Genomic DNA, 24,284 nt, shown 5'->3' with positions numbered 1-24,284 from the left:
TTTTAAGATGAGTAGTTTTATTAGGCCATCATTGCCGCTTGAATAATGGCATCTGCAAATGCCTTAGGTGCTTCCTGAGGGAGATTATGCCCAATGCCACCACTAAGATTGTAGTGCACATATTTGCCTTTAAACTTAGCTGCATAATTACTTGGATTGCCATGTGGAGCGCCATTGGCATCGCCTTCGAGTGTAATGGTCGGAACTGTTATTGCTGGAAATGTGGCTAGTGTTTTTTCGTGTTTATCATATTTCGCTTCCCCTTCCGCCAGTCCCAATCTCCACCTGTAATTATGAATTACAATAGCAACATGATCTGGATTATTTAATTCAACTGCTGATTTTTCGAAAACGGCATCAGTGAATTTCCATTCTGGAGAAGCGGTTTGCCAGATCAGTTTAGCAAAATCTCTTCGGTTAGCTTCATATCCTAAACGGCCGCGTTCAGTTGCAAAATAGAATTGATACCACCATGATAATTCAGCTTTTGGCAACAATGGTTTTTGGTTTGCCTCCTGGCTTCCAATGAGGTATCCGCTTACCGAAACCATTGCTTTACAGCGCTCAGGCCATAATGCAGCTATAATATTTGCCGTTCTTGCTCCCCAATCAAAGCCGCCAATTACTGCTTTATCTATCTTTAAGGCATCCATTAAGGCTATAATATCTGCAGCAATAGCAGATTGTTGTCCGTTTCTTGGCGTTTTTGGCGAAAGAAACTGTGTACTGCCATGGCCGCGAAGGTGTGGAACAATTACCCGGTATCCTTCTGCAGAAAGCAAGGCGGCTACATCAGCATAACTATGAATTGTATAGGGCCATCCGTGTAACAGTATAATGGGCTTGCCATCCGCTGGGCCGCTTTCTGCATAACCCATATTTAGCACGCCTGCATGAATCTGTTTTATCGTGTCGAAAGATGTATTGCTTTGCGTTTTATTATTGTTGGTTTTGTTTTTTGTAATTTCTTTAGCATTCAAAAGGTTTAACCCCCCAAGTTCTGCAACTGCCACGGTTAAAGCAGCTACACTTAAAAAGCGTCGGCGGCTATAATTATTTTGATTTTCCATAGTTCTAAAATTTGTTGATGATTAATATTTTATTCTGTTAAGTATGTCAAAATTAATGCGGATAGAAAGAGGCGATTAGCCTTTTCGGGATGAAATAGACAGATTAGGTTTTGACTTATACATTGTTAGCCCTGAGTAAGACAATAATTGAATTCAAAGGAATGGTCTTCATTTTGGGTTGGCTATCGTGTTGATGCATTTTTTATTGTTAGCCTTTTATGCGTTTCGCTAATTACTTTAACGAAACAGGGATCTTACCGAAATAAAAAACACAATTCTTGTGCTGATTTAAACCTGGCATTGTCTACTTAAGCGCCAAATCTGTCTGGTTCAGGCTTAAAATTGTTTAACTATAAGATTTGCGGGGTTACTTTAGGTGAAAAAAGAAGAGATACAGGTGGTGCAGCCATCATATTTAAAAAAATATTATTTTTGATTATCCCAACCCACCTAATTAGCCTGGCTAAAAACTGATATGACCAAAAACCCTTTAAAGATTTCGCCTGCTATTATCTGGGTAAGTTCTATTTTTCTTGGACTTTTATCTTCTGTTCCGCAAATTGCAGAGCACCATTTTAATACTGCCGAAGCCGCTGTTAATGCGGGTATTACTTCAGTATTTGCTTTGTTGATGTGGTATTTGAATATTTACATGCTGTCGCTAAAAAGCAGCAGGCCCAACAAACAAGGGATTTCCTACTCCAGGTTATTTAAAAGTCTTTTAATTGGTATTGGCGTTATGCTTTGCCTGGCATGGATTCAGCAGTTGATCCTTTCGCACATTAATTTCGGTCCGGTAATGTTGATGGTTGAAGTAAGGGGAATATTGATCAATTTAATTTTTTATATGTTTCTCCACCTGTTACAGCAAAATTACGAAAATCAACAGGTGAATATGGAATTGGAGAAAATCAAAAGCGATAGTTTAGGCGCTCAGTACGAATTGCTGAAGCAGCAGGTTAATCCTCATTTCCTTTTTAATAGCCTCAATACACTAAAGGCTATGGTAGAAATTGGCGACGAAGAGGCTGTCGATTTTATCCTTAAGCTTTCTAATTTTTATCGATATACCCTCGAGAGCCGTAAATTAGATCTGATTCATGTTTCGGAAGAAATGGAAATACTCAATGCATATTTATTTTTGCAACAGGCAAGATTTGATGGTGGTTTTAGTTTTACTTCTACCTTAAATGAAGAAATATTGCACACCTTAATTCCTCCCTTTACGCTGCAGCTGTTAATCGAAAACTGTATCAAACATAATGTTGTTTCATTGGATAAACCTTTACATATCAGCTTGTATGCCGAAGATGGGCAAATTGTTTTGGAAAACCCTATCCGGTTAAAAACAGCCGATAACAACTCGTTGGGGGTTGGACTAAAAAATATCACGTTGCGCTACCAGCATCTTCTCGAAAAACCAATCGAAATTATTAACGATGGCCAAATTTTTAAAATTAAACTCCCATTAATTCATGAACATCATCATCATTGAGGATGAGCTGAAAACAGCTAAATCACTCGAAAATATAATTTTGAGCCTAAGGCCCAATGTAAAAATAGTAGGGCAGTACCAGAGTATCGAAGGATCTGTAAAAGCGTTGTCAGAACAGCCACAGCCCGATTTGATATTTATGGATATTCAATTGGCAGATGGATTATGTTTTGAAATATTTAAACAGGTTAAGGTAAACAGCCCTATTGTGTTCTGCACAGCCTTCGATGAGTACTCGTTAGAAGCTTTTAAACGCAATGGAGTAGATTATGTATTAAAACCCTTTTCCAAAACAGATATTCAGGACGCTTTTCAAAAGGTAGACGGCCTTCAGAATTTTTTTCAGCAAAAGGTAATCCCCGATTTAAGTAATTTATTGACAAAATTGAGCAGTCCAGTAGGAAAAGAGAGCTTTTTAGTGTTTAAAAATCAGAAATATACCACCGTTCAAACCGAAAATATTGCTTTCTTTTATATCAGAAATGATGCTTCAACCATTATGTGCTTCGATAAACAAGAGTTTGCATTAAATCAATCTCTTGATCAGATTATGGCATTGGTATCGTCTAAACAGTTCTTCAGGGTTAACCGCCAATATTTAGTGAACTTCAAAGCCATTAAAGAAATAGAACATTATTTCTTAAGGAAATTGTTTGTTAAACTGGTGATTGAAACTCCGGATAAGTTGCTGATCAATAAGGAAAAAACACCTGCTTTTCTTTCCTGGATGGAAGACAGGTAAAGAAAAACCCATGTTTATCTGCTATTAGGTAACAAGCTTGGCCAGAAACGGATATCTGTTTCTGGCTTTTTTTGCTTTAGGGCATGCTCGTAGCTAATTTGTCTTACTTATCGGCTTCCTGTCTAACTCTTCCGGCAATTTGTCCGGTTCAGCTATTTTCACCGAATTTCAGGCATACTACCCGCTTATTTTTGATAAAAAAAGAATAGAAATTATGAAAACACTAAAAAGAATAGCGATCGTAAATGCGGTCATTGTGGCGGTAATAGCACTTAGCGCATTTATTTGGGTAGGATCTGCACAAGAAAAAAAAATAGAGCAGCCCGTTAATGGAAAAGGCTTTGCCGTTTTGGAATTATTTACGTCAGAAGGATGTTCAAGCTGTCCGCCGGCAGAAGAACTGCTGGCTAAAATAGAGAAAGAATCTAATGGGAAACCGGTGTATGTACTTGGTTATCACGTCGATTATTTTGATAATTTAGGCTGGAAGGATGTTTTTGGAAGTCCGGAAAATACAAAAAGGCAAAAAAAATATAGTGCCTGGCTAAATGCACAGGTTTATACCCCTCAATTGGTTATTAACGGCGCTCAGGAATTTATAGGTTCTAATGAAAGCGAGGTGAGAAATGCCATTAACAAACAGCTTCTGAATAAAAAGTATACAGCCAGTTTAGCCTTCGATACCAAGAGAGATGGAGAGGAATTGACAATAAATTATGAAACCAAAGATACTCAGGCTAGCGACGATCTTCTTTTTGCACTGGTACAAAAGGGCGGTAGCACCCATGTACAGCGTGGGGAGAATGCAGGCCTTAAATTATCTCATGTTCAAATTGTGCGGAAAACCTTAACACTGTCTCTAAAAGATGCAAAATCTGGAACTGCAGTACTAAATATCCCTAAAGGTAGCAACGCTGAAAAATGGGAAGTAATCGGAATGGTTCAACATAAAATAACAGGCGCAATTTCAGCAGTAAATGCATCAACAACTTTTTAATCATACTTATCATGGAAAATCATCAAAATACCACAACCAACAGTTTATTGGTTGGATTGGCAAGCTTAATGTCGACACTTTTTCTGGTTAGCCCTCCATTTGAAAAAAATCCACAGCAATGTGAAATGGTGCAGAGCATCGGAAAGAAAAAACAGAAAGGACTGGAGAATGAGCCAGTTGTATAACATAAATCTAGTCGCAATTCATAAGCAATGTTAATTCGTTAGGAGGTCGCTATATATTTGGCGACTTTTCTATTTAAAAACAATTCGCGCTGTGCTTTAGCATCAAACAAAGAGATTAATAGCGCGTTCACAGCCTTGGATGTTTAGCTGTTGTGTAGATTGCCGATCTTGGACCGGTAAAATTTATCACTAATAAAAAAAGAGCGCTACTAGCGCTCTTTTTGTGGATACTGATTTAACTAGAATTTATTCAAATCTTAAATAGCAGTTAAATTTGAATATTTGGTAGGATAAAGTTTTTGGAACATCAGATAGGTTATTGTAACGATAGCCAATGCTATAATGGCATCAATAGTGGCCAGTGGACCAATCACAATTAGTTTTGAGCAGAATGCAAAAATGATATCAAAGAATATCCCTGCAAATACCCATTCTTTTAACCTTAACAATTTGTTGGGAATTAGTAGAACTGCGATTCCGGCTAATTTAGCAACACCAAGTACATAAATAAAGTACGCTGGATATCCCAGCTGTAATGTAATGTCCCAAACAATAGGGTTTTTTGTGAGTTCACAAACTCCGCTGGTGCCAAACCATAACGAAGTTAGTGAGGCGCCGATCCAATAAATGGTTTTTGTCGTTCTAAGTGTCATAATATTTTTTTTAAGTATTGCCCAAAAATGTTGCATAAAGTGTCCAAAAACCAGTTGAATGGATCTGAACCAGACAAATTAAATCCTGAATTAGACAATTGAATGAATTTATTTTAAGCTATTGGTTTGCGATACGTTTTTAACTTAAAGGGCTTATTGATAAAAATGTGTAGGTGAAGTCAGATATTTGTTACGGATAAAATCCTCTTGAATATTTACTTTAGTTCGATATTGGGTATTCATTTACTGTTTATTAATCATATCCATCAATATTTTTAGAATTGAAATCAAATTAACATCATAAATTAATCAACTATGTCGAATCGAAACAACGCAACCGATACTACTGGAGCCTTAACAGATGCTGGGATAAGCCCGGATAAGAAAACATTTTTACAATCACTTACCGAAGATTGGTGGGCAGTTATATTGGGAACGATTATTATTGTTACCGTACTTTTTTTAACTAACAATGGTACTGTAATAAGTTTACCTGCATTTAAATGGGCAACCAGCGAAGACCTTTTGGGTAAAATATTATCAGCATCCAACTTATTGTTAATTGTTGAAATGGGGGTAGTTTTTCTGGCCTTAGCTTCAATAGCAATAGGTTTATCAGGTGGCAATGTTGTACGGTTTGCTGGCGGTTTTGCACTCATCTATTTTTTAGCTATCGTTTCTTTTATTATCGGAGGCAATAAAAGTGTATCCTATTTTGGGTTAGAATATGTGGTGTTTGCATTGCTTATCGGTATCGCATTAGGTAACCTGATCAGGTTGCCATCTTGGCTAAAAGAAGCAGTAAGGTCTGAGTTTTATATTAAAACAGGTTTGGTTATATTGGGTACCACTATTTTATCGGCCGATTTGATTAAGGCTGGTTTACCTGGTATAATACAGGCTGTTATTGTTGTTACTGTAGTTTGGTTTTTTTCGATGTGGTTAAGCCGCAAGTTAAAAGTAGATGATGAATTTGGGGTAATATTGGCCTCAGCAGTATCTATTTGTGGTGTTTCTGCAGCAATTGTTGCTGCTGGAGCTATTAATGGTGATAAACGTAAATTATCTTACGTAACCACGCTGGTACTGATTATGGCTATCCCAATGATGATTATTCTGCCTTGGGCGGTAAAGTATTTTCATATACCTGAGGTGATTGGTGGGGCATGGCTGGGCGGTACCTTAGATACAACAGCAACCGTTACTGCTGCAGGCGATCTGGTTGGACCAATAGCCGTTAAAGCAGGTGTTATTGCCAAGTTTTCGCAAAATGTTTTTATTGGTGTGGCCGCTTTTTTTATTGCAATATGGTGGGCCTATAAAAAACCTAAAGGTGAAGATGGCGTGCAGCTTAAAGCAGAACGCCCGGGGTTGAAAATTGTGTGGGAGCGGTTCCCAAAATTTGTATTGGGTTTTGTAGCAGCATCTTTGGTGTTTTCTTTTCTGTTATCACCCACAACTGCAAAAAGCGTTGGACCAACCTTAAACGGCTTACGCACCGTGTGGTTTGCAATCGCATTTATTTCGATCGGTATGGAAGCTAAATTTTCATCACTGGTAAAACTTCAGGGCGGTAAACCCGCATTTACATTTGTTACAGCACAAATATTTAACATATTCTGGACCTTGTTATGGTCGTATATTTTGTTTGGCGGGTACCTATTTCCTATACCTGATTTTAAATAGGTGAGGAATTGGGTTTAAGAAGATCCTTCAAAAGGCTTTGGTAATAACCTTGGTAGAGATCTGATTTCTTTCCGAAAAAAAAGCGACAGAAGTGTCGCTTTTTTTGTTCTTTTCTTTTCCTTATTTAGCCAATGCAACAGTTTGCAATGCATTTGTATCTGGGCTACTCATTTCTGTTGTTAGTGCAGCAAATCTATCAAGGTTTAATTTTGGTGTTCTACCCATTACCAAAGTATGTTTTTCAGTAGCACCGCTCAGTTTTAGGTCGGCATTGTTTTCGATTACGGTATATAAACTCTCTGTATCAGAATTGATTTCTGCAACCGCATTTCCCTTTAAAAATACCTGAAGATATTTAACATCCAATTTGCCTTGTGTTTTTACAACAGCATTGTCTGATGCCTTAACTCTGTAGATATTGTTAACATAAAGGGTAATTTTGGCCACTTCTTTATCTTCTGAACTTATTTTTAATGCATATCCATCCTGGGTTACTTTTACTTTGCCAGTATTGTCATCATTATAGCTAATGCCTTCTTTCTCTCTTTGTATCAACGTAACTTCTACATTTCCACTTACAATAACCTGGTTCACGTTTTTAGGTGCAGAAACTTTAGTTGGTTGTTTCTCATCAGCCATTACGCTTGTTGAGAAAATAGAAGAGCTTAAAACGATAGCTGCTAAAAGCGATTTTGTTAGGGTTTTGATTGAGGTTTTCATAATGCTGTTGTTTATATTTTTAATTAATATTTTGTGAATGTTTTGTAGATAAGACGCCTTTACCCCAAAAACGTTGCAGTAGAAATGCCGCTATTATACCAACACAGCTAAATTGTCGACGAACTGGATTTAAAAACTGCCGAATGGAAGAAATTATTTTTGCATCTGATTCAGAGGAGCTTCCATTTATTCAGTTTTCTTCGCAATCTGTGATTTTGCTGATACAAAACTTAATGGACAGATTTTATATTATCTTTAAGGAAGAATTCTTAGACGCTCACCAGCGAGTTGTTCAGTTAATTAGGAGAAGGGGAGCTTGAGACTTCATTTTTTGACCAAATCGTTTAAGTAACAATATGAGAAGTACAAAATTTAGCTATCTGGCTTTTTTTATCTGCCTGATCTACATCGGTTTTTGTGGTTTTATTTCTGATAAAGATAAACAGGTATATCCGCGTTTAGGTATTGTATCAGGTTTAACACAGGATAGTTTAGCTTATGCTTCAGGTTTTAAAATGATTGGCGAATCTGTTCCGAAGATGCTTTCTCCTGCATTAACAGATGATCAGTTTCGTGCCAATTTGAAAAAGATTAAAGCTGCAAAATGTAAAGTGTTAACCTGTAACCTTTTTTATCCGGCGAATATAAAAATAGCTGGCCCGGAGGTAGATGAAACAAAGGTTTTAACTTATACCGAAACTGTTCTTTCAAGAGCTCAGCAAGCGGGGATCAAGTTTATTGTTTTGGGCAGTTCGGGTGCAAGGAGCATTCCGGCAGATTATAATGTCGTTAAGGCAAAATTAGATTTTATTAGCCTGGGCAAAAAACTAGCACAAATTGCCGGGAAATATAAGGTTACAATTTTGTTAGAAAACCTCGAAACCACCGAAACTAACTTCATTACCTCGCTAAAGTCTGCTGCAGAAATTGTAAGGGAGATTGATCATCCAAATTTCAGGCTTAATGCTGATATATTTCACATGATGCGTGAAGGAGAATCTCCAGATGAAATTATCGAAGCCGGAACATTGATTGCATTTTCTGAGGTTGCCGAAAAACAAAACAGGTCGTTGCCAGGTGTTATGGGCGACGATTTTAAGCCTTATTTAAGGGCCTTGCACAAAATAAACTATAAAGGTTTCATCTTTATGGAAGGAAGCATCAAAAATGCTGCTGTCGAAATGCCACTTGCTTTCAAATATCTTTCTGCTCAGATTGCCGAAGTGTATTCGGAAAAGAAAGCAGATTAATTATTACTCTTTCTCACTGAAATAAGATTATAAATGCTGTTATTTCGATAATAACACCAGCGATTGTATATTTGATTTTTCTGCAGCTTTATCAATATTTGGTAAGCGCATTTTTGCAACGTTATTCTCAACGGTTAAAGATGGATTTTCACTTTTAGTAAGTGCAGCTATGTCTCTTACTGTGCTCGACAATATTTTAAGTGTAAGCATAAATTGACGGTCGATATTCCTGATCTTTTGAAAATCGACATTTGGATTAAAATGTTCGGTATTTGACCGCTCACTGTGATTAAACTGGATGCTGTCTAAAAGAACCAATTTGTCTGTGATCTGGTTCAATACTTCATCCGAAAGATTTAGTCCTTGTATACCTATTACCCTATTGTTTTTTACATAATAATCTAAGCCATTAAAGCTAATGAGGGTTAAGTTGTTCCTGTTGATAATATATTCTGCCTTTGGAAGGCTATTTTTCGAACGATTTTTGTTAAATGCACTGCGCTGAGCGGCTAAACGCTCAATCATATCGTTTCCGTTCAATCTATCTATATTCTCGAAAATATCAGATTGTTTTATTTGCTTGTTTTGAGCAAGAACATGAATTGATAAGCAAGATAATGAGGTAATTAAAAGGAGTACTAGAGCGGATGGTTTGGCACTTTTCATGCGACAAAGATACATGTATAATTGTTAAAATTAAACTTTTTGTATGTTTAATATTACGCTTTTTGGATGTTTTTGGAATTTATTTGATGATAAATATCAATTTTTTATTTAACAGTTATTTAACTTTAAGAAAAAACACACATAATTGCTTGGCTGAACAGTTAAAAATTACTGAGCAGAAATAAGTAATCAAGTTTTTAATGTTGTGCTTTTTTGTGCTTTAGAAATAGTTCTATACTTTTGATTTCGCAATATATAGTATCACCTCATTATTGATGATCGAACTCGACTTTTTCTTTAATCTGCCTAATGGCGATATCATGCATTTTCAGCTTATCCAGCTTTCGAGAGGTGGGCTATGGACTGTTCTTGATCATGAACAGGTATTGGAAAGGATAGTAAAAGAAGATGGGGAATGGAAAACATTGTTAGGCAGTTCCTTATCTGAAGCGCTTATACAAAATATAGGGCTGTTTATTGATCGGCAGCAATATCAAACTTTGCCTATCGAGATTAAATTGAGATGGCCAAAGCTTATTGAGGAAATTATAGTGAATTCAGATTCTGAATACATGGTGGTCTGTAAACCCTTTGTAAATTTCAGGTCATTTGAAAAAATGTTTGAAAAATTTGTACCTGCCATGATAAAGGATGAGTGGGCAATCAATTTTAAAGTTTATAGCCACGATTTTGGTGAAGATTTTATAAAGAAACTTAGCCGCAGGGAAGAAAAATCCAGTTACCCACCTATTCAGAAGTGGTAATCTTGCATTGGAAAGAGGGATTTCACTTCATATTAAATTTCTATTATTTAAAATATCACATATAAAATCCCCGGTAAACCTATTTTGCTACAGCATCCTTTAGGTTTATTGAATATACAATTAGTACAAGCGATAGTCAATTAGGTTTAAATCAGTATTAATTTCCTTTATTAGATTAATATTGGCCTCAAAGTTTCATTGAGTCGCTATTGGGATGTTAATTCTGCAGTGCTAACTAAATGTATTTTTGTTGCAGCAAGTCCTCTTGCTGTAAGCTCTATTTCAAAAGAAATTTCATCATTGAGCCTGATTTCTTCCTGAAGTTCCATTAAAAAGAACTGAATTTTCTGTTCATTTTCATCTTTAATAATGCCATGCCCACTATTTAGATCTACATAGCATATTGTACCCTTTCTCATTTTTTAATCTGTCTGGTTAAGATTTACACTTAATTCTTCAATGAAGATTTATCTGAATAATAGAACGTCAATTAGGAAGGTTTAATATAGTAATAATTTTGTTACATTAAGTTGAGGAAATAGATAATATTTTATTGGTGGCGAAAATGTGTTTAAGGGAAGGTTTTCTTATTGGAACAATCTAATTGTTAAAGAGGGATAGTTTGTTCAGTTTTTTTATCTTCAGATTCTATTATTAATGCATTTAAGGAAATGCTTATGCTTAAAATATAGAAACCTTCTTCGTCAATTCCTGCAGTTATTTCGGCATTTTGGTGGTAAGCGTATTTTAATCGGTTATGGATATTGTCCATTCCTGAGCCAAAGCCTACTTTGCTTTTTACTAATCTGGGTATATTGCGGCTTTCGATACGCAGTTTGCCATCAAAGGTGTAAACATCTATAGTGGCCTTGTTTTCTATGTCATTAAGATTCCCGTGTTTAAACATGTTTTCTAAAATAGTAAGCAAAACAAGTGGAATTAATTTGATGCCACCAAGATCAGGACCGCTGGCAAGTTCGATATAAATTGCACCCTGTGTAATGCGGTGCAAACCAATCAGATTTTCGCATTGTGCAATTTCTTCACTTAAATATACGTAGCCTTCATTGTGCTGGGTATTGGCAGCAAAACGCATCATATCAGAAAGATAAAGCATTACTTTGGCGTCTTCTGGAGAGTAGGTGCTTAGTTTCTGGTGTACAAACTCAAATGTGTTAAAAAGCAGATGGGGATTAATTTGTGCCTTCATGAAAGCATTTTTAGACATGGCTAGTTCCTTGTCCATTTTTTCCTTATCAATAAGCATTTGAAAACGCTGCTTTTCAATACGGGATTTTTCTGCTTTTTCTCTGATGAACCGCTTTAAGAAATAATAACCTGTAGAAAAAATAAGGAAAAATGAGCCTCTATAAAGCACCTTGGCTATTCTGATTCTAAGACTTGGTAGTTCTCCAGGTAAAATATTAGTATAGGTATTTAGCAAAATGTCTACACCAGTAACCAGACCTAAATAAATCAAGATAGTTGATATCACAACCAGAGGAACTTTCCATAGTGCTCCGTTATGAAATGCTGTTGCTTTTTCCAGCAGTAAAGTATAGGTATAAAAGAAGGTGATATTAATGGTGTAATGAATAGCATAGTTACCAAATGTACCGGCCATACCTACCCAGTAAATAACCACAACGGTTTCCCAAAATATAAATACAGACCATGCAATTATATGTATCCGGTAAGTATGTAACCAGTTTCGTAACATTCCCATGCTCCGTTTTAATCTATCCATAATGACTTATTTACTATCTGTGTAACAACTAAAGTTATAGGGCGCTATCGCTGCTAGTTTTCGAAAAAAAACAATTATGAAGACTCAAAAACTAGCTAAAAGAACACTATTTGTATTTAAAAAAAAACTGAGTAAAGAGATCAGTAACCCAACAACGGTGTCTGATCCAACTACTATAACAGTTTCTACGAATACAGGTATAATTTAAAATTATTGAATGTTTTCATCGGTAGCCGTTATTTTTTACGGCTACTGATGATTAGCCTTTCAGAAATAAAATTTTTAAATTCATTATAATAAATATCTCCAACGGTAAAGCCAATGTGGTTGTTCATGGTAATCCGGTTGCCATCCACATACAAAATCTTATCAATGGCAACAATATAACCGCGGTGTAACTGTATAAAGCCTTTCTTAATGCTAAGCTGTTCCCTAACATCTTTTAAACTTAAGTAAGCAATAATTACTTTTTCAACGGTATATATCTTGATGTAATTGTGAAAACTCTCAAAAGCAATAATATCTTCATATTTAACCATTACCGCACGGTGTTCCTCTTCTTTGTTTTTAACTAAAAAATAATCTTCGTTGGTACCACCCGTCATTTCCTGTCCAAAAAGCCGGGTAATTGTAGTTGCAAATTTGGCATAACTATATGGTTTAAGCAAATAAGCATCACCTGCAGCTTCAAAAGCATCAAAAGCATATTCCTGGTGTGAGGTGGTGAAGACGAGTTTTCTGGTTTTAAAGCGGATGGCCTTAGCCAATTCCAGGCCGGAAATCTGAGGCATTTCCACATCCATAAAAATTACATCGACTGTTTCTGAGTTGGCTAGCTCTCTTAAAGCAGTAATTGGATCAGTATATTGCTGGACGAGTCGCATGTTAGGAGTATCCTCAATATATTTTTGTAGCCCCACTAAGGAACTGAACTGGTCGTCTATGGCTATGCACTTAATCATCTTCAAAAATCTGTTTCTCTTATAACGAAATTACGCCTTTTCGTACCGAAAAGGGTACTATCTGTACGGATTAATTTTAAGTCTTTTTCTTATTTACTAATTTAACGCAAAAATGTGTCAATTAAGTTTAGAAGATGCCGGCAATAGCCACAATCCATAAAAATATTCTAGAATACCTATAAAATATACTCCGCCTTTAATGTTTTTGCTAATCGAATTATAAGTTTTAATCAAGCTAAGAGCACAGATTTGTACGTTTTGTTACAATAATATATATACTCCTACATCTGTGTATTCCCTGTTGTCTGATCGTGTTTCATTTTGCATAACTTCTTTGCATAATACCCACTGTACTGATTAGTGTTGGTTAAACGTCATATATATTCAGATTAACCAGACTTGGTTTTATTAAGGATATTTTTGTGGCGTAGATTTTATCCCTTTTAATTTATGGCTAATCACTTATTGAAAAATATTCCTTATTCCGTTCTCGATCTTGCAACCGTATTAGATGGTTTTACTGCTTCAGATACTTTTAAAACAAGCCTCGATTTAGCTAAACAGTCTGAAAATTTAGGTTATACACGTTACTGGTTTGCCGAACACCATAATATGGCTGGTGTTGCCAGTTCTGCAACAGCTGTGCTTATTGGTTATATTGCTGGTGGCACCAATAAGATCCGCGTAGGCTCTGGAGGCATTATGCTACCCAATCACGCACCCTTAATTGTTGCCGAACAATTTGGCACTTTGGCTTCTCTTTATCCCAACCGTATCGATCTCGGCTTGGGCAGGGCACCTGGAACCGATCAGGTTACGGCAATGGCCATCCGTGGTGAAAATTTTAGTGCCGTTCATAGCTTTCCCAGAGATATTGACAAGCTACAGCAGTTTTTCTCCGCAGATAATAATCGTGCGAGTGTAAGAGCCATTCCGGGAGAAGGATTGGATATTCCGATCTGGATTTTGGGCTCGAGTACAGATAGCGCCCGATTAGCAGCAGAAAAAGGCCTTCCTTATGCTTTTGCAAGTCATTTTGCACCAGCTTATTTCGAACAGGCCATCGCCATCTATAGAAATAACTTTAAGCCATCCCCATTTTTACAGGAACCTTATGTAATGGCCTGTGTAAATGTGGTTGCTGCTGATACCGACGCAGAAGCTGAACGTTTATCAAGCTCTGTAAAACGCATGTTCCTCGGTGTAATTACAGGCAAAAGAGAATTATTGAAACCTGCAGTAGACGATATTAATGTTTATTGGGATCAGTTGGAAAAAGAAGCTGTAGAACAAATGTTGTATTATTCTTTTATCGGTAGTGCCGAAACCATTAAAGAAAATTTAGAAGCTTTTGTTGCAAAATATGGTGTAAACGAGATTATGAGCACCTCGCATATTTACGATCATCAGGCAAAATTGCATTCGAATAAAATTTTTGCAGGCTTGTTTGGGTAAGTGATTAGGAGTCATTGCGAATATGTCTCCTTCATGATTCGTCATTTCGAGCGGACCCCGATAGCTACCATTCTATCCGTAGTGTTAAACGCAGTGTCACTACGGATGGAGAATTTAACAACTCAATGGTTAATACCAAGTCAGAGACTCTTTTCCATTGTATTGTCCGTAGAGCCCTTCGGAACTCTACGGACAGCCAAGGGGGAACTCAATCGCGTCATGTTTCCCATGGATATCGCAAATCACCACAGAGTCCTATCCATTTTCCATCTTGCATTTCCCATTATTCGTCATCTACTCTTTAAGATTTGTTAATACTAAGGGAATATTAGCCCCTTAGCTTTGCGCTTTATAAAGCGGCATCCCTTGGACAATTCATTATTTTTATCTTTACAGCTTGGAGATCATCGGGCTATGGAGGCGATCTACCGGATCTACTGGGAGGATATTTTTGATGTTGCGCTGAAAAAAATGGGCGATGAGGCGCTGGCACAGGATATTACACAGGAAATTTTCATATCCCTCTGGGAGAACCGAACAGCAATTAACCTAACAGGAAGCCTTGATGCCTACCTGTATGGTGCGGTGAAATATAAGGTGATTAATTATTTCAGGTCGGGCAGCATTAAAGAACACCACCAAACTGCACTTAAAGCATTAATGGATGAGCAGCATATTGCAGCAGCTGATGATAAACTGATTTTAAAAGAGCTTCATTTAGAAGTTGATGCCGCTATTGCACTTTTACCCGAAAAAATGCAATTGGTATTCTCGATGAGCCGAAAACAGGAAAAATCCATTAAAGAAATAGCTTCAGAACTTGATGTTTCGGTCCAAACAGTAAAAAACCAGATTTCTGCAGCGCTAAAATTGCTTAAAAAAAGCCTTTCCTATATCCTGCTCATTGCAGCTTTAATCGGCTTAACATAAAGTTAATTTATAGATAACATTCTTGGTTAGTACCGATCTGCTTTTCAACTGACATGTATTTAAATGACAGAAGAACAGGCAAAGGAACTGCTGCAGAAATATCTCAATAAGCAGGCAAGTCCGCAAGAACAAAAAAAAGTTGAAGAGTGGTATGCCACGCTCAATCAGGAAAATATTGAATTGGCAGCCGATCGGAAAGCAGCGATAGGCGAGCAAATGTTTGCTCACCTTCAGGCCGCTATGCGCCAAAAGCCAAAACATGGCAAAGTATTCAAACTACAGTCTTTTATCAGGATCGCTGCCGCCATACTCATCATCATTACACTGGGAATAAGCATTTGGAAACTCAATACCCCATTGAAGCTTGAAAATCAGATTACCGTAGTTACTGGAGGTACAGAACGGAAGCGCATTACCTTATCAGATGGTTCGGTGGTTTTGTTAGGTCCGTCTGCAAAACTCTGCTATCCTAAAGCCTTTGCTTCAAACAGCCGCCATATTGCACTTAAAGAAGGGGAAGCTTTTTTTGATATTGCCCACCAGGAAAAAAGGCCGTTTACAGTACATACAAGCGCTGGGGTAGACATTAAAGTTTTAGGGACCTCTTTCAAAGTTAAATCTTATCAGGCCAATAAACAGCTCGAGGTTGCCGTAGTTACCGGTAAAGTTGGGGTGAGCAATCAAAAAGGCAACCTGGGGACGCTGGTTAAGGATGAGTTTTTAACTTATGATAAAAATGACGGTCGCGCTGCCATCCGTAAAATCAAAGCGTCTGCTTTTATCGAATTTGCTTTTGATGGTGCAAACCTCGATCAGGTTATTACTAAACTCCAATATGTTTATAGCATCAAGATTTTGCTGAACGATATCACTTTGGGCAAACTTAAAACTACTGCATCTTTCAGCAGTAAGCAATCGCCTGAAGAGATTTTGGATATCATTTGCAGTCTGCATCACCTCAGGTTCAATGCATCAAAAAATCATAAAACATTTAATATATACAGATGAGATAGGAATATGATATAGAAATTTTCTACGGTACCGATCAGATCGTTCGCCGCAATCTTTCTTCCTGGCAACAAAAGCCAGTATAATTAAAGCTTTACAAAAATAAAATCAAACAAATTAAGCAATGAAAACAACCTCCGCTAAGAGGACACCAGCTCTTTATAAGATCATGAAATACTCATGTTTAACATTTACAATCCTCTGCATTTTTTGCAGCTCTATCCTCGCTTCGGCAGGTATGGCACAAAAATTAGAGAAAACTACGGTAAGCATTACAATAAATAAAGGCCGTAAGATGACCGAGATCATCAAAGAAATTGAATCCCGTACCGGACTTAGTTTTGTGTACAATCCAGATCAGTTGCAACAAAAAAACATGTTTTTAAGTGGCGATTTTAACACAGAACCCGTAAGATCACTTTTAGACAGGCTTGGTTTGCAGGTTTTAGAAAAAGGTGGATATGTGATTTTAAACAATGCCGTAATGAATAAGCCAGACCGGATAATCACAGGGGTAGTAAAAGATACTACAGGTTTGGCACTTCCAGGTGTTTCGGTGAAAGTATTAGGCACACAAAGTGGTACTATTACCGATGGAAACGGTGCTTATCGCATTGCAGTTGGCGCTGATGCCGTACTGTCATTCTCCATGATTGGTTATCAGACCAGGGAAGCAAAAGTGGGCGAAAACCAGGTAATTAACATGGTTTTGAAAGAAGAACGCTCCACACTTGCTGATGTAGTGGTTGTAGGTTACGGTACACAGAAAAAAGAAACCTTAACCGGAGCAATCAGTATTGTGGGGATGGATAAACTTTCTTCGCGATCATTAAATAGTGTAGGTGAGGTGCTTGCCGGAAAAACTCCGGGTGTAATTGTGACCAACGAGGGTGGCGATCCGACATCGATGCCTCGTATCAATGTTCGTGGCTCAGGCGGTATTAATGGAGAAAATGTACTTTACGTAATCGACGGATCTATCTTTTCGGGTACTCCACAGCTTAACCCTAACGATATTGAATCGATATCGGTGCTAAAAGATGGATCTGCAGCCATTTATGGCGCAAGAGCTTCTGGCGGTGTAATATTAATTACGACCAAAAAAGGTAAAAGCGGTAAGATGCAGATCAGTTTTGATGCGAAAATTGGACAACAAAGTGCCTGGAAAAAACTAGAATCATTAAATGCACAACAACGTGCGCAGGTAGCCGCAACTGCAGCTAAAAACGGCGGTACTACCATATTGCCAGCCTTTGATGCTGCAAAATATCCTGACGGGCAGATTACACGTACCGACTGGATGGATGAAGTGTTTAGAGATGGCTTATTGCAGGATTATAATGCTGCAATCAACGGTGGCTCTGAAAAATCGAATTATTATTTGAGTTTCAATTACCGGAATGCCGAAGGGATTGTGTTAAACACTAAAACCAAACGTTATAATTTCAGGATCAATACCGAACATGAGGTAACCAATTGGTTAAAAATTGGCGAAAACTTATCGTACAGCAGCACTAACGGAAACGGCGCAAATACCAGCAGCGATTATACGGGTGCTTTACTTTCGGCCATTTATTATCCTACAAATGCCACACCTTACAATGCCGATGGTAGTTTTGCAGGTTTACCTGGGCCGTATGCTGGAGATTATGGCGATATTGTTAACCCTGTTGCCGATTTAATGCGTATTGATATCAACAATCCGGTAAATGTGTTGGTCGTTAATCCCTATGCCAATATTAAATTAGCCAAAGGTTTAACTTTTAGGTCTAACTTAAGCATCACCAAAACAGATGCTGCTTTTAAAAGCTTTACACCTAAAAGGCCTGAGGTAGGAAAACCCGTATTAAGCAATAGTTTACAGGAAAGCAACAACCATAATAGCGATTTCCTGACAGAACAAGTGTTAAATTACAAAGGTACCTTTGGTAGCCATCAGCTCGATCTTACGGGTGGTTACTCATTTCAAAAAACACAGTACAGAAGTTTGTTTGCTTCAGGATCAGGTTTTGATGATGAATCGCCACAATACAGGTATTTGATGAATGCCACAGTAATACAGCCTTCATCGAGCGGTTATAGCGCACAAGCACTTTCGTCATTGTTTTTTAGGGCAAACTATAACTATCGCGAAAAATACCTGGCATCGTTAATCGGTCGCCGTGATGGATCGTCATTACTGACCAAAAATAACAGGACCCGGAATTATGGTTCAGCTTCTGTTGGATGGCTAATGAGCAAAGAAGACTTTCTTAAAGATGTAAGTTGGTTAAATGAATTGAAATTAAGGGCAAGTTATGGTTTTCTCGGTAATTTAGCAGCACTTACTTCTGCTGCGGTGAACCCATTGTTAAGTCCAACACAAAGTTATTTCGGACAAACGCCAACTTTGCAAAATGGTTATGTTCAAACGGTTTTAGCCAATCCTAATATCGCATGGGCAGAATCTAAACAAACAAACTTTGGTGTTGATGTAGCCGTTTTAGGCAGATTGAGTCTTACAGCAGACTATTTTGTTAAAGAAATTAATAAAATGATCCTGGTGAGAACATTACCCGGAACAGCAGGTTTAGGTACTCAGACCATTAATGCCGGTAAAGTAAAAGATAAAGGTTTTGAGTTAGGATTAAATTATAATAGTGATAAAAATGCAGCTTTTACCTATTCCGTAAATGCTACTTTAACCAAAATAAACAACAATATAGAAGAACTTATTCCTGGTATAGAAAACCAGGTTGTATCTACCAATTTCCGGAATGAAGTTGCGCCCCTTACCAATAGGGTAGGACAGCCACTGTATAGTTATTTTGTATTAAAAACTGATGGTATTTTCCAAAGTCAGGCAGAAGCCGATAACTATAAAAATGCTAAAGGACAAAAAATTCAGCCAAATGCAAAAGCAGGTGATTTTAGATTTGTAGATATCAACGGTGATGGATCTATTGACAGTAAAGACCGTTATTTTGCTGGTAGCGCTTATCCCGATTTCTCTTATGGGTTGAGCTTTAACGCAAGTTATAAAAATTTCGACTTTAATATTTTTGCACAGGGCGTACAAGGAAATAAATTATTCAACGCCGTAAAACGCACTACTTATAGCGCTAGTGGTCCTTCATACAACAAATTGGTCGGCATTTTAGATGCATGGTCGCCAGAAAATCCAGGTGGCAAAGTGCCGATTATTTCAACCAGCGATGCCAACGGAAATTTTGCAGCTTCTGATTTTTATATCGAAAATGGCTCTTATCTGCGTATACGCAACGTAACCTTAGGCTACAGTTTACCAAAATCGATCGCTAATAAATTAAAAACAGGTGGTGTAAGAATTTATGCCACAGCAAACAACCTTTTCACTATTACTAAATATTCAGGCTTTGATCCAGAAATCGGAATGGACAACAATGGAGTGGATGTTGGCCGTTATCCGCAGGCACGAAGTTTTATCCTTGGTTTAAGTGTAAATTTATAATCACAACAATAATGAAAAAGAATTTAAAATATATGGCATTTGCCGCCCTTGCTGTTTTCTCTTCATGTACAAAGCAGCTCGATATTACACCCGAAGGTTCTCCATCGGCACAGAACTTCTGGAAAACTAAAGAGGATGCATTGAAAGCCGAAGGTGGAATGTACGAAATCTATAATGCTGAAGATTTTTACGGTCGCGGGATGTTCTGGTTTATCAATGCCAGCGATGATATGGTTACCGGCCGTAACAAGCCAGAGGCCGATAACATTAAAAACTTTAACCGTACTTATGTAGGCGGTGGTTATACCGAAACGCAGTGGAGTATGCGTTATGCCATCATCAAACGTGCCAACGATATCATTACCAATGTGCCGAACATCAATATGGATGAAAGTTTAAAGAAACAGATCATTGGCGATGCTTATTTTAATGCAGGTTTGGTTTATTTTCAGCTGGCTGCCAATTACGGTAGCGATAAAGCGGGTGTACCAATTGTTAAGCCTGAAACAGATGCATCTCAGCCCATTCCCCGCGCCAGTAATGTAAACGAGAACTACGATTATATTATTTCGCTTCTTTTAAAGGCAGCTGATAACCTTCCTCTGTTTTCAGCAATGAAACCAGCTGATTACGGTAAAGCACATAAAACGGCTGCATGGGCTTACCTATCTAAAGTGTACCTGTTCAAAAAAGATTATGCCAATGCTGCTAAATATGCTGATATGGTCATCACTTCAGGTCAGCATGATTTAGTAAATACTGGTTTTGCCGATGTTTTTAAGGCTTCAAACAACTGGTCTAAAGAATATATCTGGTCGGTGGTTTGTACGCCAAGTGGTGGTGGCACCGGCTGGGGAAGTAAACTTCCGGGTGTAATGTTAACCAATAAAGCATGGGGCATTTACAATGGTTGGGGTTATTATTTGCCAACCAAAGAACTTTACGATTCTTACGAAGCTGGCGATCAGCGCAGGGAAGCTACCATTTTGAAACCTGGTGATAAATTTATGTTCTTTGGTGCCGAGCGTAGCTTTACTAAAGATGGAGGAGCAACTTCAAATTACCAATTTAAAAAATACATGGAGCCGTTTTCTTATGCCAATCCAATTCCAACACACGTTAATCCGAATGGAGATAATGGAACTACTGATTTAAATGTGCCATTAATGCGTTATGCCGAAGTGTTGCTGATTAAAGCAGAAGCTGCAATTAACCTTAGCGGTGCAGGGGCAGGCGATACCGAACTGAACAAAATCAGGTTACGCGCAGGTTTGGGGACTAAGACAGGAATGACTATCGGCGACCTTAAACGCGAACGCCGTAACGAACTTGCAGGAGAATGGGCCGACCGTCACCGCGATTTGGTAAGATGGGGCGATGCACAGGCAGCCTATGCCAAACCTTTGCACGATTTTGATGGGAGCGTAATTTGGCCGGCAAGAACTTTCAATCCGCAGGTGCACGATGTTTGGGCCGTACCACAAAGAGAAATTGATAACAGTGCAGGTGTAATTAAACAAAATCCAGGATGGTAAAATCGAATAAACTGATCCTGTTTTTATTATTGGGTCTAGGTGTATATTCAGTTTCTGCTCAGCAGAAACTGAATGCCGGTAACGGACACAGCCATAATGATTATAAGCAGCAGATTCCTTTATTGGAGGCTTATTATGCTGGTATGGGATCTATCGAAGCAGATGTATTTTACCGTAATGGAGAATTGTTTGTTGCCCACGATAGCAGCGAAATCACCTCGGGCAAAACATTGAAAAAATTATATATCGATCCATTGGTAGCATTTTTTAAAGATCATGCCAACCATCCTTATGCCGATCCGAAACAAAAACTTCAATTGGTAATCGATATAAAGGAGGATTATGAACATGTAATCCCTAAATTACTGGCTGATTTAAAAGGTAATGAATCCGTTTTCGATCAACAGATCAATCCCTCAGCCATTAAAATTGTAATGAGCGGGGCTGTTCCACCTGCCGAAAAGTTTAAGGATTATCCATCACTGATCAGTTTCGATGGCCGTCCCGCAAATCAATACACAAGTGATCAGTTAAAGCACATTGGTATGATTAGCGATGATATTTCTCATTATTCGGTATGGAATGGAAAAGGTACCCCAACACCAACCGATTTAGAAAAGATGAAAGCGGTGATTGCCAAAGTACATGCATTGGGCAAACCTTTCCGTTTTTGGGCAACTAAAGATAGCCCGAACAGTTGGAAAGAACTGGAGCATATGGGGGTTGATTGGATCGGAACAGATCATCCCACATTGTTAAAAGATTTTTACAAGAACAGGGCTAAGCTTGAATACAGCAACCCGAAGGCTTATATACCATATCAGCCAACTTACAAAAGCGACGGATTAAAAACAAAAGCCAAAAATGTAATTCTTTTAATAGGGGATGGAATGGGACTGGCACAGATTCAGGCAGGTTTGAGTGCTAATTTTGGTCAATCCAACATCATCACGATTAAACATCTTGGCCTATCGCGCACCGAGGCTTCCAATTCAGATTTTACTGATTCTGCAGCAGGTGCAACGGCTATGGCTACAGGGCATAAAACCAATAACCGCTACATCAGCGTCGATTCTACGGGTAAAGCACTTCAGTCTATCCCTGATATTTTGGCGCCTTATGGTCTTACAAGCGGGATCATCAGCAGTGGCGATATTACCGATGCTACGCCTGCAGCATTTTATGCTCATCAGCTTGAACGATCCATGACGAAGGAAATTGCTGCCGATTTTCAGAACGGTCATGTTGATATTCTAGTTGGTTCTAAACGGAAAAGTTTTACCGAGAATCCAGATCAAAAATTGATGGATAAAATCTCGGCTAAGGGGTATACACTACAAAAAGACCTAAAAAGTTTTGTTGCCTCAAATGCGGATAAGCAAGTGGTGCTTTTAGACGATTCTGCTACGCGGAAAATATTGGAAGGCCGGGGAGAAATGCTGAAGACTTCGTTCTTAAAAACGGTTGAATTGCTCTCGAAAAATAAAAAAGGATTTTTCATCATGGCAGAAGGGGCACAGATTGATCATGGCGGGCACGCAAACGATTTGCCTTTTGCGGTAACCGAACAGCAAGATTTCGACCGCCTGGTGGGTGAAGCCTTAAAGTTTGCTGATCAGGATGGCGAAACGTTGGTAATCGTAACTGCCGATCATGAAACCGGAGGACTATCGCTCCTGGATGCCTCTTATAGAAAAGGAACCGTTCGTGGCAATTTCAGCACAGATGATCATACCAATATCATGGTGCCTGTATTTGCCTACGGCCCTGGTTCGGAAGCCTTTATGGGGGTGTATCCTAACCATCAGATTTTTTATAAAATCATCGAAGCTTATCGTTTAAAGAAAACCCAATAAATCTTTAAAATATACCAAAATCTGCATAGCGGTGTCTGTATACCCACAGCACCGCTTTTTTCTTAACGTTAAAGCAATGTGGCAGCGCTAATTTTGAAACAATAAAAAGAATGTTATGGAAAGAAGATCCGCACTTAAGAATATAGGTGGCCTGTTTTTACTGCCAACCCTACCTGCATTTTCTTTGTCAGCCGATAAAAAACCGGTGCTAAGAGTGGCACACATCACTGATGTGCATCTTAAAAATCAATTTAATGCGCCCGCCAGGTTTGTTAAATGCCTGCACCATTTACAGTCGCAATCGCCCAAGATAGACCTGGTTTTAAACGGTGGAGATATCGTTTTTGATATGAACAAAGAGAACATTAGCACCATTAACGATCAATGGAAACTGGTAAAAGAGACGATGAAGAACGAATGTAACCTTCCTGTGCATTACTGTTTGGGCAATCACGATATCTGGTGGAACGAAAACACTAAGGGCGATGTTTTTTACGGGAAGAAATATGCCATGGATAAATTGCAGCTGGTTAAGCCTTATTATAGTTTGGTGAAGAACGGATGGAAGATTATTGTGCTGGATAGTACCCATCTGGATATCGACAATACCTGGTATATTGGAAAATTGGGCGACGAACAGTTGGCATGGCTTAAAGACGAGCTCGAAACAACAAATGCTGAAATGCCTGTAATGGTGATGTCGCACATTCCAATCCTAACTGCACTTTTAATGATTGAAGATGACATTGTAAACAAATGGACCATGTTGGGTGGCGATATGCATACCGATACGAGCAAAATTATCAATCTTTTTTATCAGCATCCTAATGTAAAACTGTGTTTAAGTGGCCACCTGCATATGCGCGATAAAGTGGTTTACAATGGTGTTACCTATCTTTGTAACGGTGCCGTATCAGGTGCTTGGTGGGAAGGCAACAGAAGAGAAACCGCACCAGGTTATGCACTGGTCGATTTACACGCTGATGGCAGTTTTGAAGAGCAATATGTTAATTATTGATAATGTAATTTGTTAAAATGGTCATTATACGGGGAAATTAGATTTTATTCAAAGACATTGGAGTAGACGATGCCAA

General features: G+C 38.2%; 22 protein-coding genes. 15 read left to right on the top strand and 7 right to left on the bottom strand.

Features of this window, described 5'->3' with window-relative positions:
* Positions 1–20 precede the first annotated feature (20 nt).
* On the bottom strand, positions 21–1,070 hold the full coding sequence (locus tag ASU31_RS24245) for an alpha/beta fold hydrolase (protein ID WP_057934830.1): 1,050 nt from the start codon (positions 1,068–1,070) through the stop codon (positions 21–23).
* A gap of 475 nt (positions 1,071–1,545) precedes the next feature.
* Here ASU31_RS24245 and ASU31_RS24240 point away from each other — a divergent pair, with 475 nt between their 5' ends.
* From ASU31_RS24240 to ASU31_RS27655, 4 genes are all read left to right on the top strand, one after another.
* Positions 1,546–2,565: a sensor histidine kinase gene (locus tag ASU31_RS24240; RefSeq protein ID WP_057934829.1), complete on the top strand. Its 1,020-nt coding sequence runs from the start codon at positions 1,546–1,548 to the stop codon at positions 2,563–2,565.
* Complete coding sequence (locus tag ASU31_RS24235) at positions 2,546–3,307, top strand: LytR/AlgR family response regulator transcription factor (protein ID WP_057934828.1); 762 nt, start codon at positions 2,546–2,548, stop codon at positions 3,305–3,307. The genes ASU31_RS24240 and ASU31_RS24235 overlap by 20 nt, the downstream gene beginning before the upstream one ends.
* A gap of 214 nt (positions 3,308–3,521) precedes the next feature.
* The gene (locus ASU31_RS24230; protein ID WP_157258271.1) at positions 3,522–4,304 is read left to right on the top strand and encodes a DUF1223 domain-containing protein; all 783 of its coding nucleotides are present in this window, start codon (positions 3,522–3,524) and stop codon (positions 4,302–4,304) included.
* Positions 4,305–4,315: 11 nt separating this feature from the next.
* Positions 4,316–4,489 (top strand): hypothetical protein, encoded by a 174-nt coding sequence (locus ASU31_RS27655; protein ID WP_157258269.1) that lies wholly within the window; start codon positions 4,316–4,318, stop codon positions 4,487–4,489.
* Positions 4,490–4,746: 257 nt separating this feature from the next.
* Here the strand turns inward: ASU31_RS27655 and ASU31_RS24225 are convergent, their stop codons facing one another.
* A complete protein-coding gene (locus ASU31_RS24225; protein ID WP_057934847.1) occupies positions 4,747–5,142 on the bottom strand; it encodes a DoxX family protein in 396 nt (131 codons plus the stop codon).
* A 315-nt stretch (positions 5,143–5,457) separates the two neighbouring features.
* Here ASU31_RS24225 and ASU31_RS24220 point away from each other — a divergent pair, with 315 nt between their 5' ends.
* Positions 5,458–6,828, top strand: a complete 1,371-nt coding sequence (locus ASU31_RS24220; RefSeq protein WP_057934826.1) for a YeiH family protein — start codon at positions 5,458–5,460, stop codon at positions 6,826–6,828.
* A gap of 120 nt (positions 6,829–6,948) precedes the next feature.
* Here the strand turns inward: ASU31_RS24220 and ASU31_RS24215 are convergent, their stop codons facing one another.
* Positions 6,949–7,548 carry a GIN domain-containing protein gene (locus tag ASU31_RS24215; RefSeq protein WP_057934825.1) on the bottom strand — a complete coding sequence of 200 codons (600 nt, stop codon included), beginning with the start codon at positions 7,546–7,548 and terminating at the stop codon, positions 6,949–6,951.
* Between the two features lie 143 nt (positions 7,549–7,691).
* Between ASU31_RS24215 and ASU31_RS27650 the strand changes: the two genes are divergently transcribed.
* Both ASU31_RS27650 and ASU31_RS24210 read left to right on the top strand, forming a co-directional pair.
* Positions 7,692–7,868, top strand: coding sequence for a hypothetical protein (locus ASU31_RS27650; RefSeq protein WP_157258267.1), 177 nt, complete (start codon positions 7,692–7,694; stop codon positions 7,866–7,868).
* Positions 7,869–7,904: 36 nt separating this feature from the next.
* Positions 7,905–8,798, top strand: a complete 894-nt coding sequence (locus ASU31_RS24210) for a sugar phosphate isomerase/epimerase family protein (RefSeq protein ID WP_057934824.1) — start codon at positions 7,905–7,907, stop codon at positions 8,796–8,798.
* Between the two features lie 39 nt (positions 8,799–8,837).
* On the opposite strand, the gene ASU31_RS24205 is transcribed toward ASU31_RS24210, so the two are convergent.
* A complete protein-coding gene (locus ASU31_RS24205; RefSeq protein WP_057934823.1) occupies positions 8,838–9,464 on the bottom strand; it encodes a hypothetical protein in 627 nt (208 codons plus the stop codon).
* Between the two features lie 275 nt (positions 9,465–9,739).
* Here ASU31_RS24205 and ASU31_RS24200 point away from each other — a divergent pair, with 275 nt between their 5' ends.
* On the top strand, positions 9,740–10,228 hold the full coding sequence (locus tag ASU31_RS24200) for a hypothetical protein (protein ID WP_057934822.1): 489 nt from the start codon (positions 9,740–9,742) through the stop codon (positions 10,226–10,228).
* A gap of 206 nt (positions 10,229–10,434) precedes the next feature.
* Here ASU31_RS24200 and ASU31_RS24195 read toward each other — a convergent pair whose 3' ends face one another.
* The 3 genes from ASU31_RS24195 to ASU31_RS24185 form a co-directional block, all read right to left on the bottom strand.
* Positions 10,435–10,647, bottom strand: a complete 213-nt coding sequence (locus ASU31_RS24195; RefSeq protein ID WP_057934821.1) for a cold shock domain-containing protein — start codon at positions 10,645–10,647, stop codon at positions 10,435–10,437.
* A 188-nt stretch (positions 10,648–10,835) separates the two neighbouring features.
* Positions 10,836–11,975, bottom strand: a complete 1,140-nt coding sequence (locus ASU31_RS24190; protein WP_057934820.1) for a sensor histidine kinase — start codon at positions 11,973–11,975, stop codon at positions 10,836–10,838.
* Between the two features lie 236 nt (positions 11,976–12,211).
* Positions 12,212–12,937 (bottom strand): LytR/AlgR family response regulator transcription factor, encoded by a 726-nt coding sequence (locus tag ASU31_RS24185; protein ID WP_083505519.1) that lies wholly within the window; start codon positions 12,935–12,937, stop codon positions 12,212–12,214.
* 450 nt (positions 12,938–13,387) lie between these two features.
* Here ASU31_RS24185 and ASU31_RS24180 point away from each other — a divergent pair, with 450 nt between their 5' ends.
* From ASU31_RS24180 to ASU31_RS24150, 7 genes are all read left to right on the top strand, one after another.
* Positions 13,388–14,392 (top strand): LLM class flavin-dependent oxidoreductase, encoded by a 1,005-nt coding sequence (locus tag ASU31_RS24180; RefSeq protein WP_057934818.1) that lies wholly within the window; start codon positions 13,388–13,390, stop codon positions 14,390–14,392.
* Between the two features lie 366 nt (positions 14,393–14,758).
* Positions 14,759–15,322: an RNA polymerase sigma-70 factor gene (locus ASU31_RS24175; protein ID WP_157258265.1), complete on the top strand. Its 564-nt coding sequence runs from the start codon at positions 14,759–14,761 to the stop codon at positions 15,320–15,322.
* Between the two features lie 63 nt (positions 15,323–15,385).
* The gene (locus tag ASU31_RS24170; RefSeq protein WP_057934816.1) at positions 15,386–16,330 is read left to right on the top strand and encodes a FecR family protein; all 945 of its coding nucleotides are present in this window, start codon (positions 15,386–15,388) and stop codon (positions 16,328–16,330) included.
* A 238-nt stretch (positions 16,331–16,568) separates the two neighbouring features.
* Positions 16,569–19,799 carry a SusC/RagA family TonB-linked outer membrane protein gene (locus ASU31_RS24165; protein WP_245224604.1) on the top strand — a complete coding sequence of 1,077 codons (3,231 nt, stop codon included), beginning with the start codon at positions 16,569–16,571 and terminating at the stop codon, positions 19,797–19,799.
* Between the two features lie 11 nt (positions 19,800–19,810).
* Entirely contained in the window at positions 19,811–21,334 is a 1,524-nt protein-coding gene (locus tag ASU31_RS24160; protein WP_057934815.1) for a RagB/SusD family nutrient uptake outer membrane protein, read from the top strand.
* The gene (locus ASU31_RS24155) at positions 21,328–23,190 is read left to right on the top strand and encodes an alkaline phosphatase (protein ID WP_057934814.1); all 1,863 of its coding nucleotides are present in this window, start codon (positions 21,328–21,330) and stop codon (positions 23,188–23,190) included. Before ASU31_RS24160 ends, ASU31_RS24155 begins: the two co-directional genes overlap by 7 nt.
* 115 nt (positions 23,191–23,305) lie before the next feature.
* Entirely contained in the window at positions 23,306–24,208 is a 903-nt protein-coding gene (locus ASU31_RS24150; RefSeq protein ID WP_057934813.1) for a metallophosphoesterase family protein, read from the top strand.
* The last annotated feature ends 76 nt before the right edge of the window (positions 24,209–24,284 follow it).

The organism is Pedobacter ginsenosidimutans, assembly GCF_001442625.1.
GTDB lineage: Bacteria > Bacteroidota > Bacteroidia > Sphingobacteriales > Sphingobacteriaceae > Pedobacter > Pedobacter ginsenosidimutans.
Note: the sequence above shows the minus strand (reverse complement) of the source record. Positions and strands in the feature narration are given on the sequence as shown.